The sequence below is a fragment of the Okeania sp. SIO3I5 genome, assembly GCF_010672085.1.
GTDB lineage: Bacteria > Cyanobacteriota > Cyanobacteriia > Cyanobacteriales > Microcoleaceae > Trichodesmium.
Map to the genome: position 1 here is coordinate 1 of NZ_JAAHHT010000157.1, position 15,813 is coordinate 15,813.

Here is a 15,813-nt window from a genome sequence, read left to right on the forward strand (position 1 = left end):
TTTTCATGTCGGCGACAGCGGAAGTGCGTAGTTGTGCGCTAGCTAAACGACCACTTTTTATCCTTAAAAGGGGAGGCTTTAAACCAGAATTATTTAATTATTAGCTATTAATTATTAATTATTAATTATTCGGTAATATTGTATTTATTTTATGTAAGCATTCAGCTATTAGCAGTCAGCTCTCAGCAATAAAAATGAATGAGGTAGTTTTAGATGAATATAGATTTTAACAACTTTTGTAGTTAAGATTTTATTCTAGGTTAATTAATATAGCTATAAACCTATACTAAAAATAATAGCTGACTGTTTAATGCTTACTATTTTATTTACAATAATAAAAAATATTGAATTCATGTAGAGATTTTGTATCCAATATTTTATATTTATAATTGATTGATTAGAGATTATATAGCGTTTCTCAGCATTCGTGAGGTACACCTATCTTTAATTTGTCTCCTATTTCCAGTTAAGTGTTGCCTATTCCCAGTTAATTGTTGTCTATTCCCAGTTAATTGTTGTCTAAAACTAAGGAAAGCGCGTACCTCAAGCTTCTTGGGAATTGCTGTATTAGTTTGATAAATGTTGCCTACGAATCAGGATTTTTGAAGATCGCTGCTGATTTTTTTGACAAAATTATTGATTTGATTTAGGAACAAAATAGATGATTTTTTGTAAGTATTTAGGTGTCAGCGATCAGGCATAATCTAATATCAAGTTTAATAAACTCGCCATAATAAAAATTATATTTATATAGGTGTCCTTGCGAGAATATTTTTCGCTCTTTCCCCTTGTTCCCTACTTTCTCCAACGTAAATTTTTTATTGTGAGTATTCTTAGAGAGAATATAATTGTCCTTAAAGTTGAGATGCACCCTGGATTATTATTAGGTTAAGCAGAAATCAGGCATCTGATAGCTGACTGCTAATAACTGAATCCTTACCGAAAAATTCAGGTTTAAAGCCTCCCCTTGGATAGGGGATAATAAATAAAAATTTTCATAATTAGTCAATCCTATCAGTTTCAAGGAGAGGTAATTATTCATTATTCATTATTCATTATTAATTGTTGAAGATTTCCCTATTCCCTAGAAACGATAAATTTTTGGCTTTCTTCAAAGTTGAGATACACCCTGGATTATTATTAACAAGTTAAGCAGAAATCAGGCATCTGATAGCTGAGTGCTAATAGCTTAATCCTTAAAAAATTATTATCTAGAGATTAAATTTATGATTTATGAAAGCCATCAATAAAATCCATAATTGTATTAATAGAATATGGTTCTGTTTCGGGTATTTGAATTATGGTTTCTACGTCACGGTTTTTACTAACTTTCTTAATTATTCGCTTACCAAACTTAGGGTGATGGTAGACATTGAATTTTTGACTACTTGAATTAATTATGGTGATTTTTGTTGGTGTCTTAAAAAATTTAATTCCGTTGCAAAATTTCAACAATGCTTTGTCTTGATTAATTTGATTAACTTGTTTAATTGATTTGTTGAAAACTGTACTTAACTGCCGAATTATTTTAGCCACCACAGGAGTTAAAGAATTTAGGTCTTGAGAGTTAAGTATTTTCATAATCTTGATAATATTCTCTTGAGTTTTAGAAGCATCAAAAAAAGGTAGAATCGCGATATAAGCAATAGCAAATAATTTTTCATCGCTGTTCATTGAAAACGAAATGACTGTCGTGCAAGAGTTAACTTCTATAGAAGGAGGTTGATTAAGCTCTGGTAAATATTTACTAATTTGATAATATGTAGCAGCTAGAGCATAATGGCTCGGACTATCTAAAGGAGTATCAACAATAATTTTCACTTGAGGAAGAGTCTCGTGAAAAAAACTTTTGATTTTTCCAGAATTAAGAGAATAAACTTGACTTTTATCTCCATTAGTGCTCAAGTCAACCCACTCACAAGTTAGAGCTTCTGTTTTAATCCCTAGGCGAGAAGTGCCAAAAATTTTTGCTCCTGTTAATGTTGCCCCTGTTAAATCTGCTCCAATCCAATCTACTTCAATTAAATAGGCACTTGATAAATCAGCATGAACTAAGCTAGCATTTAAAAGATTAGCTTGGGACAAATTTGCTCTACTTAGGTCAGCACCACTAAGTTTGGCATCACTTAGATTTGCCCACTTCAGTTTAGCACCAGTCAAAGCAGCCCAACGTAGATTTGCTCCACTTAAATCAGCCCCATTTAAGTTAGCACCTGTCAGATTAGTTTGTCTCAATTCAGCACCAGTAAGGTCAGCACCAGTAAGATCAGCACCACTGAGGTCTACTCCTTGCAAGTTAGCTTCTATTAAATTAGCTCCTGTAAGAGAAGCAAAACGTAAGTTAGCTCCCTTTAAGTTGGCACCGCTGAGATTAGTTTTTCGGAGTGTCGCTTCAACAAGACTTGCTCCACTTAGATCGGCTAAAGAAAGATTTGCTCCACTTAATTCTGCTCTAATCAGCTCTGCTCTGATCAATTTCGCACCAATTAATTGAGCTTGTTGCAAATTAACTAAAACTAGATTAGCTACATTCAAATCAGCACCATTTAAGTTTGTGCCACTTAGATGTGCTCCATTAAGTTTAGTGATATTAAGTTTTGCTTTACTGAGATTAGAATCTGTTAAATTTGCACCACTTAGGTTGGCAACGCTAAGGTTGACTCCGCTAAGATTTGCACCAGTAAGATTAATGCCAGCGAGATTGGCCTCAAAAAGGTTAAGGTCAGTAAAATTTCTTTCACCAGCAGCATATTTTAGTTGAAGTTCTTCGATTATCATTAGGGCGCACCCTGGTATCATACCCATGACATTATGATTAATATAGGTATTGTTGGATTAGGTTTAATTGGTGGCTCAATTGGATTGGATTTGAGAACCTTAGGTTATCGTGTTTTTGGGGTCTCTCGTCGAGAACAAACTTGTCAAAAGGCAATTGCTCTTGGAGTTGTTGATGAAGCTAGCTTGGAACTATCTTTACTATCTATTGCTGATTTAGTATTTATCTGTACTCCCATATCTAGTATTATTCCTACTCTAAAACAACTTATTCCTTTTCTTTCTTCCTCTGCAATTCTAACTGATGTGGGTTCTGTTAAGACACCTATAGTGGAAGGTGTTGGTCAAATTTGGCCAAATTTTGTAGGTGGACATCCTATGGCTGGCAAAGCGGAAAGTGGGATTGAAGTGGCTCAATTGGGTTTATTTGAAAATAGACCCTATGTCCTGACTCCTAATGAAAATACCCCTCTAGAGTCTGTCGAGAAAGTTGAGGCAATAGCTAGGTTGCTTAAGAGTCAAGTTTATTTTTGTGACCCCCAAGAACACGATCGATCTGTTGCTTGGATTTCTCATTTGCCTGTGATGGCCAGTGCTAGTTTGATTGTTGCCTGTATGAGTGACAGTAATCCTACTGTTGTTAAGTTAGCACAGAAGTTGGCTAGTTCTGGTTTCCATGATACAAGTCGGGTGGGAGGGGGCAATCCCGAGTTAGGGCGAATGATGGCCCAATATAATCGTCTAGAGGTGTTGCGATCGCTCTATTCTTTTCGTGATGAAGTTGATGGGTTTATTCAACTTATTGAACAAGAAGATTGGCAGACTATTGAAGAAAAATTAAGGTATACGGAGCAAAGTAGAAGACTCTTTCTTAAGGAGTAGGGGAGTGTGGTCCGTGTGGTCCGTGTCGGAGGTGTCGGAGGTGTGGGAGGTGTGGGAAGTTGGTTCGTGTGGGAGGTGTGGGAAGTTGGTTCGTGTGGGAAGTTGGTTCGTGTGGGAAGTTGGTTCGTGTGGTCCGTGTGGTCCGTGTGGTCCGTGTGGTCCGTGTGGGAGAAAAGTCCGCTTTTATTCATCCTCCCCATCTTCCCTATCCTCCCCATCTTCCCTATCCTCCCCATCTCCCCATCCTCCTCATCCTCCCCATCCTCCCCACCCTCCCACACTTCCCAGACTCTTTACCTATGGATTAAATTCTGCATAATAGCGGAGATAATTAACAGTATTTTTGACAAAACCTGCTAAGGGTACAGCAACTAATAAACCTAAAACTCCCCATATTTGTGCCCCCACTAATAAACTGAGTAAAATCCAGACAGGATTAAGACCTGTAAACCCTCCTAGTATTCTGGGGGCAACAAAATTTTCAATTGCTTGTTCGATTAAAACTATCACAATTAAAACTTTTATTCCGAGCCAAAAATTTTCTAAAGTTATTAATAAACTGACGAGAGTTACACCTAAAGCAGTACCAAAAGGAACTAAAGTCATAAACCCAATTCCGATGCCAAATAATAAGCCAAAAGGAGTTCCTAGAAATAACAAACTTATGGTCATAGAAACACCCATTAAACAAGCTAGTGTTGCTTGACCAATAAAATAATTTTCAAAGTTTTGTCTAAATGATTTGCGGATATGAATTTCTAGGTGATTAGGCAGCCAATTAAATATTCCATTCCAAAGGCGATCGCCATGCAACATCAAATAAAAAGTAATAACTATGGTGATTAAAATATCAAAAATTCTACCTACTGTATTGACAACAAAACTAATAATTTCTCCTGTAATATCTTGCAATTGAGAAGATAAACGTTCTGTAAATTGATTTGTTAAACCTGTTAAATTAATTGGTAGTTTCCGTTTAGATATCCATTGGTCAAATGATTCTAATTGTTGATTTCCAGATTCGAGCCAACTAGGAAGTTTTTCAATAAATCCGGTAAGTTGTTCTAATAGCAGGGGAATTAAAATTACTCCCAAAACTAATATTATTACTAATGCTACTAAAAATACTAAAATAACTGCTCGGTGGCGTTTGACTCTATGTTTCTCTAAAAAAAGCACTGGGTAATCTAACAAAAATGAGAGTAATGTTGCAGAAACAACTATTGTAATTATTCGACCAAAATATTGAAATATTTGTAGTAACGCCCAACCGTTTATTACAATTATTGGTAATGCTAAGTACCAAAATAATTTTTTATTTAGTAAATTCTGCATAAATTAGTTTTTATAGGGAGTCATTTCAGTTATCAGTTATCAGTTATCAGTTATCAGTACCTCTGCAATAAGGAGGCTTGAAATAAGGAATATGTTCTTTTTTTTCCCTTAAAAGGGGAGGCTTTATACCAATTTTATAAATGTTGGCTACAAATATCTCGTTTTTTTAAGGAGTAAGGAGTCAAATGGGAATAGCTTAGATGCCATTCTTAGTTCATAACTTATTTAATTCGTCAAAAAAACATCTCCTAAGCAAGTTTTTTGATCGCCCTTATTATTTGTAACATTCTTCTTTAACGCTTGGTATTAGACCACAATTTTTCGGTAAGGAGTAGGGAGTATAAAAGAGAAAATATATACTATGGCAATCCTATTGCTAATAGCTAAACCCTGAATACTTACGTTAGGTTAGTGAATAAATTTAAGATTATAGAGTTATAGAGATGTTTAATTAAACATCTCTACCGAATTATGATTTGACAGAATTTAATCTAGCTAAGAAAGAATTTCTGAGGACAATTACTGATTATAAATCTTAGACTAGGAAATATTTTTCTAACTTTTTCCTATTCCCTATCCTATTCCCTATTATGTTAATTAACTATTCTGCAATTCATCTAAACGTGCCAAAACTTCTTGACTATGAATAGGTGGTTTTACTCCTAGAAAAATCTCTTGCAAAATCCCATTTGGATCGATAATAAAAGTATGTCTCATAGAAAAAAAGTTTAGCCACGAACCGTAAGTTTTACTAACACTTCCATCCGTATCAGCTAACAATGGAAATTTTAAACCTTCAGAATCACAAAATTCTGCGTGGGAGTTTATATCATCTGCACTAACACCTAAAATTTGAGCATTTCTAGAAATATATTTTGGTAAATCTTGCTGGAACCTACGCGCTTCAATTGTGCAACCAGAAGTAAAATCTTTAGGGTAAAAATAAAGCACTACCCACTCATCACGATAATCTGATAAGGAAATTTCCCCGTCACCTGTATTAGTAGGTAGGGTAAATTCTGGTGCTGCTTGGTATAACTCAGGTAGTTTACCTCCAAGCGCCCAAACATTGGGGATAAAGTTAAACCAAGTTATTAAAGCTAGACAAATAGATAAAAATATGGTAATGGGATGCCGACGAAATGTCATAATTTATGATGAAAACTCTACTTCAGATAAGTTTACATAAATTTGGGAATAAATTTTTTGTGAAAAATTGCCAATGTATTGTTCTATCCAGAGAACTATCTATTTGATTCAATTACTAGGTGATTATGGATAAATATCAAAAACGAAGTAACCGTAGAAGACATTAATTTTTGATTGGGTTATTAGCGATCGCCTATCTTAGTATCTTATGAAACAGTTATGTTTTTTAACAAATGAAGAAAGAAGTTAGTTGAAGGGGAGCAGTAGTGAATATAGCTCTGTGTTTTTGGGGATGTTTTATATTCATAATAAATTCGCCTTCAATAGTTAAGGTTTGAATAATTGCCATCTACTTCTAATTCAGTCTTAAAAGAGTGAATTGATTCAGAAAAAACTCTTTATACAATTCCAGCAAAAACTGTTTTACTAGATTTTAGGTGAAAAACATCAAATATTTTCATTTCAAATTTCATGGTTATATCTTCTATTCATGTAAGTATCCCTTATGATTATAAGTGTATGGGCGATTTGTAATAGTGGAACAAAAACGATTTACAAACGACTAATAAGTAGTAATGCAAAATAAATTTTCTAGTTGAAAATGCAACAGGCAAGAGTTAGTTTACAGAATTTGTAATTAATTTTTCCTAGGTACTTATTTGATAATTTGTTGAAAATTATTCAAACCTAAAAATATTTAATTTTTAGGAAAAATAGGGATTGTCATAAAAGCCAGAAAATTTGTTATACAATAAACTTCTTGTACAAAAAAAATCTGATTAAATTAGATAAAAATGGAAGAAAATTTACCACAAATATCGGGTCTAGCAACAGTATTAATGGTCATTGATAATCAAATAGTTACCATCGAAATTGATGGATTCAATGCACCAATAACTGGAGGTAATTTTGTCGATCTAGTAGAACGAAATTTTTATGATGGTGTGAGATTTCATCGCATCGAAAATCAACCACAATTTTCGTTAGTTCAAGGAGGCGATCCTTTTAGTAGAAATCTAGATATTCCTTTGGAACTTTTAGGAAGTGGTGATTTTGTCGATCCAATCACAAATCAACCTCGATTTATTCCTTTAGAAATTAAGCCTTTAGGTCTAGGACAACCAATTATTTATAATCAAATAGTTTCTCCTCCCGTACAGTTGCCAAATGTAACAGGTGCTATTGGAATGGCTCGTACAGATATTTTAAATTCGGCTTCTTCTCAATTTTATATTCCCTTAAATGATGTACCAGTATTAGATGGTGGATTTGCCATATTTGGTAATGTAATAGATGGGTTAGATGTCATCGAAGAAATAGAATTAGGCGATAATATTACTGCTGCTAGAGTTACTGAAGGAATAATTTCTAGTCGAATTTCACAAATTATTACTGATACATCCCTGCTCAATAATTTTATTAATATTGTTAATCGTGCTAATATTCCATTGTCTATTGATTTTTTGCAAGTATTAACAGAAGGAGATGATATTTTTGAAATTTCTACAGAATTATCTCAAGAAGTATTTGGTGTTTTTGGATTAGAAGGAGATGATGAAATTACAGGTTCAATAATTAATGATGTTATTAATGGTAATCAGGGAAATGATAGTTTAGATGGTAGGGATAGTTCCGATTATCTTCGGGGTGGAAGAGGATTAGATTTATTATCTGGTGGTTTGGATGATGATATTCTGAATGGTAATTTAGATAGTGATACTTTATTTGGTGATGAAGGAAATGATTTTTTACGGGGTGGTAAAGATAGTGATGTATTAACTGGTGGTGAAGGAAATGATATTTTAATTGGTGATGCTGGTACAGATAATTTAGTAGGAGAAACAGGTGCAGATACTTTTGTTTTGGCAGTCATTGATAATGAAGAAGATAATGCTGATACGATAGAAGATTTTAATTTTTCAGAAGGGGATAGAATTGGTATTTCGGAGCCAATATCTTTTGTTTCTTTTACTCAAGAAGGTGATAGTACGATTATTCAAATAGAAGCTGAAGAAGAGGAAAATAATATTATTCTTGGTACTGTCAATAATTCGGTGGCAGAAGAAGTTAGAAGTGCGACTTTCTTTTTTGATTTTGCCACTTTTTCTTTTCCTGATGCACTACCTTTTGGAGATGCAGCTTTGAGAATTGGATAATGAATAATTGATAATTACCTTTTCCTAAAAGTGATAGGATTGACTAAAAGGAAAAAATAAATTTTTTCCCCTTTATTGGGGAGCTTTTAAAGGTGAATTATTTAATTATTAATTATTAATTTTAGCAATCGGCGCATAGGTTGTAATAATTCAAAAACTAGAAATAAATTCTGAAACTCTTGCCCATTGCCCATTGCCTATTCCCTATTCCCGAAAAAGGAAAAAATTTATTTTTTTTCCCTTTATTGGGGAGTTTTTAAAGGTGAATTATTTAATTATTAATTATTGATTTTAGCAATCCGCGCATAGGTTGTAATAATTCAAAAACTAGAAATAAATTCTCAAACTCTTGCCCATTGCCTATTCCCTATTCCCTATTCCCTATTCCCGAAAGGTGAATTATTTAATTATTAATTATTAATTATTAATTATTAATTTTAGCAATCCGCGCATAGGTTGTAATAATTCAAAAACTAGAAATAAATTCTGAAACTCTTGCCCATTGCCCATTGCCTATTCCCTATTCCCGAAAGCGGTAAGATTTTTATACACAAATAAAATAGGATTGCTATATTCAGTAAATAATTATCAAAAGGAGAAAATATTCTCTTTTAAAATATTTCGTTTTTAACTTAATCAGCTTTTATTCGCACTTAAGTTAGGAATCGAATATAATAAAGTGAAAAATAATCAAGGAGTCAATCAACTAATGGACGAGAAACTAGAGTTTTTAGAAGAACTGGACTTACCAGATTTAGAAGGCCAGGATGTAGTAGTAGAAATGGTGGTACAGAAGGTATCACAAGAAGCGGATACTGAAGAGGAAGAAGATGATGCTGAAAATCAAGAAGCAGATACTGAAGAGGAAGGAGATGATGCTGAAAATCAAGGAGGAGATGATACTGCAAATCAAGGAGATGATCTTGAAGAGGAAGGAGATGATGCTGAAGATCAAGAAGAAACTGGCGAAAAAGAAAAAATTACCATTCAACTTAATTCCTCAAGCGCTCCAGTAACAGCAGCTAACTTTGTTGACTTGGTAGAGCAAAATTTCTATGATTCTCTAGCATTCCACCGATTTGAAGAAGGGTTTGTGATTCAAGGTGGAGATCCACAAGGTAGAGACCCTGATTTTCCCATTGGAGATTTAGGTGGGGGGGGTTATATTGATCCAGAAACAGGCGAGGAACGAGAAATACCTCTGGAAATCCAAGTTGCAGAGACAGAAGAAATTGTTTATAACGAGATAGTTGATGATCCAGTTACATTATCCCATGAAGCAGGGGTAATAGCTATGGCCAGGAGTAATGTATTAGATACAGCATCTTCACAGTTTTACTTTGCCTTGGAAGATATCAGCAACCAATTAGACGGTGCTTATTCAGTATTTGGTGAAGTAACTGAGAATTTTGATTTTGTACAAGAGATTCGAGAAGGCGATCGCATTCTTATTGCTACGGTAGTGGAAGGAAATATTCCTAGTAGGGTATCAGAAATTGTGACTGATTCTGATTTACTCAATGAATATGCTAATAAGGATGGTGAAAATAAAGTATCCTATATTTTATCAATGGATGACGACTCTGATGACTCTGAAATTAGTGTTAGCAATGATAGTAACAATCCAGAAATTGACGAACCTATAGATACAGAGTTAGTCGCTAGTCAACTGACAGAAACCATTGATGAAGAAGTTAGTGACGAAGGAGATGAAGAAACAAGCGATGAAGAAACAAGCGATGAAGAAACAAGCGATGAAGAAACAGAAGAAAATGATGATGAGGGTGATGAAATAGCGAGTGATATTTCTGAAGATGATGCAAATGAACCCAGCGATGGTGACGATATACTTGAAATAGCTCAAGTTGATGACTCCTCAGTAATGATGGGTTTAGAAGGTGATGATGAGATACAAGGTAGCGATGGTAATGATCTGATCAGTGGAAATCAAGGTGATGATTCCCTTTTCGGTTTAGAAGGCAATGACTGGTTGCGAGGTGGAAAAGGAGATGATGAATTAATAGGTGGAGTCGGAGATGATTATCTGATTGGCGATTATGGTGCTGATATTCTGACAGGTGGTGCGGGTGCAGATAGTTTTATTCTGCGAACTGATGTTGTTGAAAATGATGAAGTAACTCAAATACTTCAAGCTAACAGAATTACTGATTTTACTCCTGCTGAAGATCGGATTATTGTGATTGCTGAATTTATTCCTGCTGATGGTTTAGTTTATGAATTAGTCGATGCGGATACTGTAATTAGACTGGTTGGTAGTAACTTTATATTGGGTGTAGTTGAAGAAACTTCTATAGAAGATGTTCAAGATAACATTTTTGCAGTAAATCCTGATGACTATGCTCTAAGTCTTGGTTAATTAATAGACATCTCCAGAAAAGAGGGAATAGGGAACAGGGAACAGGGAACAGGAAGGGGAAATAATTGGTAATTTATGCATAATAATTGATTTTATTTTTCATTTTTGGAGAAGTCTAATGGTAAGAGTCATTTCAGTTATCAGTTATCAGTAGCTTCTGCTAAACGGAGGGTTGAAGTACTTAAGTTTACTTTTTTTCATCCTCTTAAAAGGGCAGGTTTGAAACCTTATTTTTTAGTCAAAGTTTTACTTAATTCGCTAGACAATTTCGACATATTATTTATATATAATTATGTTTGAAGTTGTGCTAGTGAATTTTGCATTTTATAGCGCTACGGATTTAGGACGCTGACATCGATAAATCCTGTTCCCTGTTCCCTAGCGCGTAGCGCTATAACTTTTAACTTTTGACTTGGGCGAAGTGCTATATCTATTTTATTTAGATAAAGTTTGTTTTCTCGGTTCAAAAAAATTAATTTAAGTTCAATTCAAATAACTTTAGCAATGAAATTTTTAGCAACTATTACTTTGGTCATTTCTTTCATCTACTTTAGTTTATCTGCACCAGTTATGGCAGCTAATTCTGAAGATATTAATCATCTATTACAAGATAATTGGTGTGTATCATTCTTATGGAAGCAATGCGACTTAAGTAGAGCAGATTTCCATGAAATTAATTTAGAAAATGCTAACCTTTCGGGAGCTAATTTAACGGGTGTAAATTTCCAAGGTGCAGATTTGAATGGAGCTAATCTTTCGGGAGCTAATTTAACGGGAGCTAATTTGGAAAAAGCTAATTTATATAAAACAGATATTAACAGAGCAAATTTAACAAATACCAATTTAACTAGCACTCGTTTATTAGAAGCAGATTTGACTCTGGCAAATTTAAGTAATGCTAATTTAACTGATGCTAATTTATTAGAAGCAAGACTCTGGGGAGCAAGTTTGGCAGGAGCTAATTTAAGTAATGCGAGTCTCCATGGTACTAATTTAGAATATGCTAATCTTGCGGATAGTAATTTGAGTGGAACAGATTTTCATAGTTTCTCTTTCAGAGGTTATAAACAAGAAACTAATTTGAGTAATGCTAATTTGGAAGGTGCAAGTATTACTGATGCAGATTTAAGTGGAGTAATTCTGAGAGGAACAATTATGCCTGATGGTTCAATTAATGATTAATTAAGTTGGAGTCATTTCAGTTATCAGTGATCGGTTGTCATAATTCAGGAGGAAAGAACATTTTTTATTGCGCTATTAAGCAGAAATAATAATATAAATTTTGACAAAGTATAAATATCTTTAAAAAGAGGTTATTTAGTGTCTTATAGCTCAATTGATAAAATTCAAAAAGTTCTAGCTCAGAGCGTATTTCAACATACATTAGATAAAAAGAAAGCAGCGGGACGTGCTTTAGGTACAATTGTTGAGATTATAACTTATTATCTAATTCGTCAATGGAATCTTTCCTCTGATGTTACTATTGAGCTACGTCTTCCAGAATTTGGGCAAACTCAAATTACTCATAATGTTGAATTTGGAATTCATCCATGTATTTATTGCCAAGAATACGAAATAATCAATCCTAATATCTTGCCGTTAACTTCTAAAAAGTTACTCAAAAATTCTAGGGATATTTCGGAAGTTTTGCAAGACTTTGATTTGATTGATAATCAAATATTAAGTAGAGAATTGTTACAAAAAAATAGATGTTTAATTGGCAGAAATATTAATGAAAATAAACTTGCTTTATGCGATTTAAAATCTTACAGCGAGCAAGGAGCAGTAGTAGAGATAGCAATATTAAAATTGCATCCATTTGCCATATTTGAGTGTAAGCGTGTAGGAATTGAGGAAGGAGCAAAAAAAGGTCCAACAACTATAGAAAAAGCTAAACAAGGTGCTTATGTAGCAAAGCATATTTCATCACTGCAAAAAATTCGTTCTGTTGATGGAAAAGTTTTTGGTGCATTGGCAAAACCAGATGGTAATTTTGAAATTCAACCTTATGAAAAAGCTTTAAATCAAATGATTTATCATGCACCTGTAACAGATTTAACTAACTTTATATTAACGATAGGTATTGCCAGTAATCATGGCAATTGGTTTACATCAGATAATCCAAATAAGGAACTTTTAGTATTAAAAAATTCCTATGATTGGTTACTATTTTTGACTGATGAAGGATTAGCCAAATTTGTCAAGGAATTAATTTTAGAACCATTGCCTAAATTTGAATCAGTGCAAAAAGCTTTTCTAGCTAGTTATGATTCTCCACGCTCATCAAAACGTATAAATCAGTTTACTAAAGTTCGTATATTGCGTGATGCACATCTAGTTTTGGTTAACTATTTTAGTAAAAATATTCGACAGATTGAGTCAGAGTGGTTTAATCTTTTATCTCCTCAAAATCAACCTATAATTACTTTGCAAAATCAATTGCAAACATTAGCTCAAAAGGAATGGTATTTATGAATCTTACTTATATTGACTTTTTTAGTGGTGCGGGTGGTTGGGATTGTGGGTTACAAATGCTTGGATTTAAACATTTAGGTTCTTATGATATAAATGAATCAGCTTGTCGCACAGCTAAAGCTAATTTAGGTAATCAAATATCTTGCCTAGATTTAACTAAATTTAATCCAAATAAAGACCTATTTAATGCTGATTTAATTGTAGGTAGTCCTCCCTGTCAAGGTTTTAGTAATGAGGGTTATAAAAAGGAAAAAGACCCTCGAAATAGTTTAGTTTGGACGTTTTTTAATCTTGTAGAAAAGTTATCTCCTCAAGTTTGGATATTTGAAAATGTTCCTGGTTTTAAGCGACTATATAATGGTGTTTATTATCAAGCTCTTGAGCATCGTCTTAATTCAATGTCTTATTACTGGAATTCATTTTTAATTGATGCTAGTCATTATGGAGTTCCACAAAAACGTCAAAGGTTTTTTGTGATAGGAGCAAAGGAATTTAAACCAGAAAAACCACAGGCAACTCATTCAGATTTTGGTGAAGTTTTAGGTACAGAAAAAGCAATTACTATTTGGGAAGCAATATCCGATCTACCTCAAGTAGGAATTGGGGAAAAAGTAGGGATTTTTGATTATAATAAATTGCCTGAATGTGCATATCAAGTTTGGGCAAGAGAAGGGAGCAAAAATGTAGAAAACCACACAACTCAAAATCATAGTGAAAGAATTTTAGAAAAAATTAGGTCTGTTCCTATGGGAGAAGGAATGAAGGTATTTATAGATAAATATCAAGAAAATAAAGTTGCTTATTGTGGAGGATATAGAAGGGCAAAAAAAGATATTCCTTCTTATACTGCTTATTGGACAAGAGGAATGACTTCTATTCATCCTGAAGAACATAGATTTTTATCTCCTAGAGAATGCGCTCGTATTCAATCTTTTCCCGATCGCTTTATTTTTAAGGGTAAGACAATTGAAAATTACACGCAAATTTGTAATGCTGTACCACCACTTCTTGCAAAAGCATTTGGTTGTTACATAATTAAGGTTTTAACAGGTGAAGAAATTAATCCTATTCCTTGGGATATTTGGAGTAGTAATAATTATCAAATTTTTAGAGGGAAAATTGATAGCAAATGTGAGGATGATAATTTTCCTATTCAGTTAGAGTTACCTTTTTAAGTTAGACGTCTCTAGAAAAGATGGAATCGGTATGGAGGGAGAATTCGTTGATCTGATTTTTTCTGAAAGTTAGTAATAATTATCAAATTTTCAGAGGGAAAGTTAAAAGCAAATGTGAGGATAATAATTTTCCTATTCAGTTAGAGTTACCTTTTTAAGTTAGACGTCTCTAGAAAAGATGGAATAGGTATGGAGGGGGAATTCGTTGATCTGATTTTTTCTGAAAGTTAGTAATAATTATCAAATTTTCAGAGGGAAAGTTAAAAGCAAATGTGAGGATAATAATTTTCCTATTCAGTTAAAGTTACCGTTTTAAGTTAAACGTCTCTAGAAAAGATGGAATAGGTATGGAGGGAGAATTCGTTGATCAGATTTTTTCTGAAAGTTAGTAATAATTATCAAATTTTCAGAGGGAAAGTTGATAGCAAATGTGAGGATAATAGTTTTCCTATTCAGTTAGAGTTACTGTTTTAAATTAGACACCTTTAGAAAAGAGGGAATAGGTATGGAGGGAGAATTCGCTGATCAGATTTTTTCGGAAAATTAGTAATAATTATCAAATTTTCTTCTGAAATTTTGATAGTAAAAGTGATGAATCCTCAAATTTTTCTTCTGTTGCGTATAGAGCAATAGTCGAGACATTTTGTGAAGCACCACGGCGCGGGGATGGGTAGTCAGATTTTCTCTTTGATTGCGTATAGAGCAATAGTCGAGACATTTTCTGAAGCACCCAGGCAGAGGCGATGAATCGGAAAATTTTTCTTTTATTGCGTATAGAGCAATAGTCATTGCATTTTCTGAAGCACTCCGGCGCGGGAATGGGTAGTCAAATTTTCTCTTTTATTACCTCAAGAGCAAGAGTCGGTACATTTTCTGAAGCACTCCGGCGTGGAGATGGGTAGTCAAATTTCTCTTTTATTACCTCAAGAGCAAGAGTCGTTGCATTTTCTGAAGCACTCAGGCGCGGGAATGGGTAGTCAAATTTCTCTTTTATTACCTCAAGAGCAAGAGTCGGTACATTTTCTGAAGCACTCCAGCGTGGAGATGGGTAGTCAAATTTTCTCTTTTATTACCTCAAGAGCAATAGTCGTTGCATTTTCTGAAGCACTCCAGCGTGGAGATGGGTAGTCAAATTTTCTCTTTTATTACCTCAAGAGCAATAGTCGTTGCATTTTCTGAAGCACTCAGGCGCGGGAATGGGTAGTCAAATTTCTCTTTTATTACCTCAAGAGCAAGAGTCGGTACATTTTCTGAAGCACTCCAGCGTGGAGATGGGTAGTCAAATTTTCTCTTTTATTACCTCAAGAGCAATAGTCGTTGCATTTTCTGAAGCACTCCAGCGTGGAGATGGGTAGTCAAATTTTCTCTTTTATTACCTCAAGAGCAATAGTCGTTGCATTTTCTGAAGCACTCAGGCGCGGGAATGGGTAGTCAAATTTCTCTTTTATTACCTCAAGAGCAAGAGTCGGTACATTTTCTGAAGCACTCC

13 protein-coding genes are annotated in these 15,813 nt (G+C 34.0%); 9 read left to right on the forward strand and 4 right to left on the reverse strand.

Going from position 1 to position 15,813, the window contains the following annotated elements; translation table 11 throughout:
- Positions 1-1,224 precede the first annotated feature (1,224 nt).
- Positions 1,225-2,778: a pentapeptide repeat-containing protein gene (locus tag F6K40_RS27075; protein ID WP_293140206.1), complete on the reverse strand. Its 1,554-nt coding sequence runs from the start codon at positions 2,776-2,778 to the stop codon at positions 1,225-1,227.
- Positions 2,779-2,814: 36 nt separating this feature from the next.
- Here F6K40_RS27075 and F6K40_RS27080 point away from each other — a divergent pair, with 36 nt between their 5' ends.
- Together F6K40_RS27080 and F6K40_RS27085 are read left to right on the forward strand one after the other, a co-directional pair.
- Entirely contained in the window at positions 2,815-3,657 is an 843-nt protein-coding gene (locus tag F6K40_RS27080; protein WP_293140225.1) for a prephenate/arogenate dehydrogenase, read from the forward strand.
- A gap of 4 nt (positions 3,658-3,661) precedes the next feature.
- Positions 3,662-3,976, forward strand: coding sequence for a hypothetical protein (locus tag F6K40_RS27085; protein ID WP_293140207.1), 315 nt, complete (start codon positions 3,662-3,664; stop codon positions 3,974-3,976).
- Here the strand turns inward: F6K40_RS27085 and F6K40_RS27090 are convergent.
- Positions 3,955-4,992 (reverse strand): AI-2E family transporter, encoded by a 1,038-nt coding sequence (locus tag F6K40_RS27090; RefSeq protein ID WP_293140208.1) that lies wholly within the window; start codon positions 4,990-4,992, stop codon positions 3,955-3,957. The two genes, F6K40_RS27085 and F6K40_RS27090, sit on opposite strands and share 22 nt — an antisense overlap.
- A gap of 597 nt (positions 4,993-5,589) precedes the next feature.
- The gene (locus F6K40_RS27095) at positions 5,590-6,141 is read right to left on the reverse strand and encodes a peroxiredoxin (RefSeq protein WP_293140209.1); all 552 of its coding nucleotides are present in this window, start codon (positions 6,139-6,141) and stop codon (positions 5,590-5,592) included.
- A gap of 794 nt (positions 6,142-6,935) precedes the next feature.
- On the opposite strand from F6K40_RS27095, the gene F6K40_RS27100 reads away from it, so the two are divergent.
- The 5 genes from F6K40_RS27100 (at position 6,936) to F6K40_RS27120 (ending at position 14,324) form a co-directional block, all read left to right on the forward strand.
- Positions 6,936-8,297, forward strand: coding sequence for a peptidylprolyl isomerase (locus F6K40_RS27100; RefSeq protein WP_293140210.1), 1,362 nt, complete (start codon positions 6,936-6,938; stop codon positions 8,295-8,297).
- A gap of 709 nt (positions 8,298-9,006) precedes the next feature.
- Entirely contained in the window at positions 9,007-10,674 is a 1,668-nt protein-coding gene (locus tag F6K40_RS27105) for a peptidylprolyl isomerase (protein WP_293140211.1), read from the forward strand.
- Between the two features lie 504 nt (positions 10,675-11,178).
- Positions 11,179-11,856, forward strand: a complete 678-nt coding sequence (locus F6K40_RS27110) for a pentapeptide repeat-containing protein (protein WP_293140212.1) — start codon at positions 11,179-11,181, stop codon at positions 11,854-11,856.
- A gap of 138 nt (positions 11,857-11,994) precedes the next feature.
- Positions 11,995-13,149 carry a hypothetical protein gene (locus F6K40_RS27115; RefSeq protein WP_293140213.1) on the forward strand — a complete coding sequence of 385 codons (1,155 nt, stop codon included), beginning with the start codon at positions 11,995-11,997 and terminating at the stop codon, positions 13,147-13,149.
- Positions 13,146-14,324, forward strand: coding sequence for a DNA cytosine methyltransferase (locus F6K40_RS27120; protein ID WP_293140214.1), 1,179 nt, complete (start codon positions 13,146-13,148; stop codon positions 14,322-14,324). The genes F6K40_RS27115 and F6K40_RS27120 overlap by 4 nt, the downstream gene beginning before the upstream one ends.
- Positions 14,325-14,880: 556 nt before the next feature.
- Here the strand turns inward: F6K40_RS27120 and F6K40_RS27125 are convergent.
- Positions 14,881-15,042, reverse strand: a complete 162-nt coding sequence (locus F6K40_RS27125) for a hypothetical protein (protein WP_293140215.1) — start codon at positions 15,040-15,042, stop codon at positions 14,881-14,883.
- Between the two features lie 176 nt (positions 15,043-15,218).
- Between F6K40_RS27125 and F6K40_RS27130 the strand changes: the two genes are divergently transcribed.
- Positions 15,219-15,452, forward strand: coding sequence for a hypothetical protein (locus tag F6K40_RS27130; protein ID WP_293140216.1), 234 nt, complete (start codon positions 15,219-15,221; stop codon positions 15,450-15,452).
- 68 nt (positions 15,453-15,520) lie between these two features.
- On the forward strand, positions 15,521-15,679 hold the full coding sequence (locus F6K40_RS27135) for a hypothetical protein (protein ID WP_293140217.1): 159 nt from the start codon (positions 15,521-15,523) through the stop codon (positions 15,677-15,679).
- The last annotated feature ends 134 nt before the right edge of the window (positions 15,680-15,813 follow it).

Coding starts and splice junctions, on each gene's coding strand:
- F6K40_RS27110 (WP_293140212.1), top strand. CDS start 11,179: ATGAAATTTTTAGCAACTATTACTTTGGTCATTTCTTTCATCTACTTT.
- F6K40_RS27075 (WP_293140206.1), bottom strand. CDS start 2,778: ATGATAATCGAAGAACTTCAACTAAAATATGCTGCTGGTGAAAGAAAT.
- F6K40_RS27125 (WP_293140215.1), bottom strand. CDS start 15,042: ATGTCTCGACTATTGCTCTATACGCAATCAAAGAGAAAATCTGACTAC.
- F6K40_RS27120 (WP_293140214.1), top strand. CDS start 13,146: ATGAATCTTACTTATATTGACTTTTTTAGTGGTGCGGGTGGTTGGGAT.
- F6K40_RS27090 (WP_293140208.1), bottom strand. CDS start 4,992: ATGCAGAATTTACTAAATAAAAAATTATTTTGGTACTTAGCATTACCA.
- F6K40_RS27095 (WP_293140209.1), bottom strand. CDS start 6,141: ATGACATTTCGTCGGCATCCCATTACCATATTTTTATCTATTTGTCTA.
- F6K40_RS27105 (WP_293140211.1), top strand. CDS start 9,007: ATGGACGAGAAACTAGAGTTTTTAGAAGAACTGGACTTACCAGATTTA.
- F6K40_RS27100 (WP_293140210.1), top strand. CDS start 6,936: ATGGAAGAAAATTTACCACAAATATCGGGTCTAGCAACAGTATTAATG.
- F6K40_RS27130 (WP_293140216.1), top strand. CDS start 15,219: ATGGGTAGTCAAATTTCTCTTTTATTACCTCAAGAGCAAGAGTCGTTG.
- F6K40_RS27135 (WP_293140217.1), top strand. CDS start 15,521: ATGGGTAGTCAAATTTCTCTTTTATTACCTCAAGAGCAAGAGTCGGTA.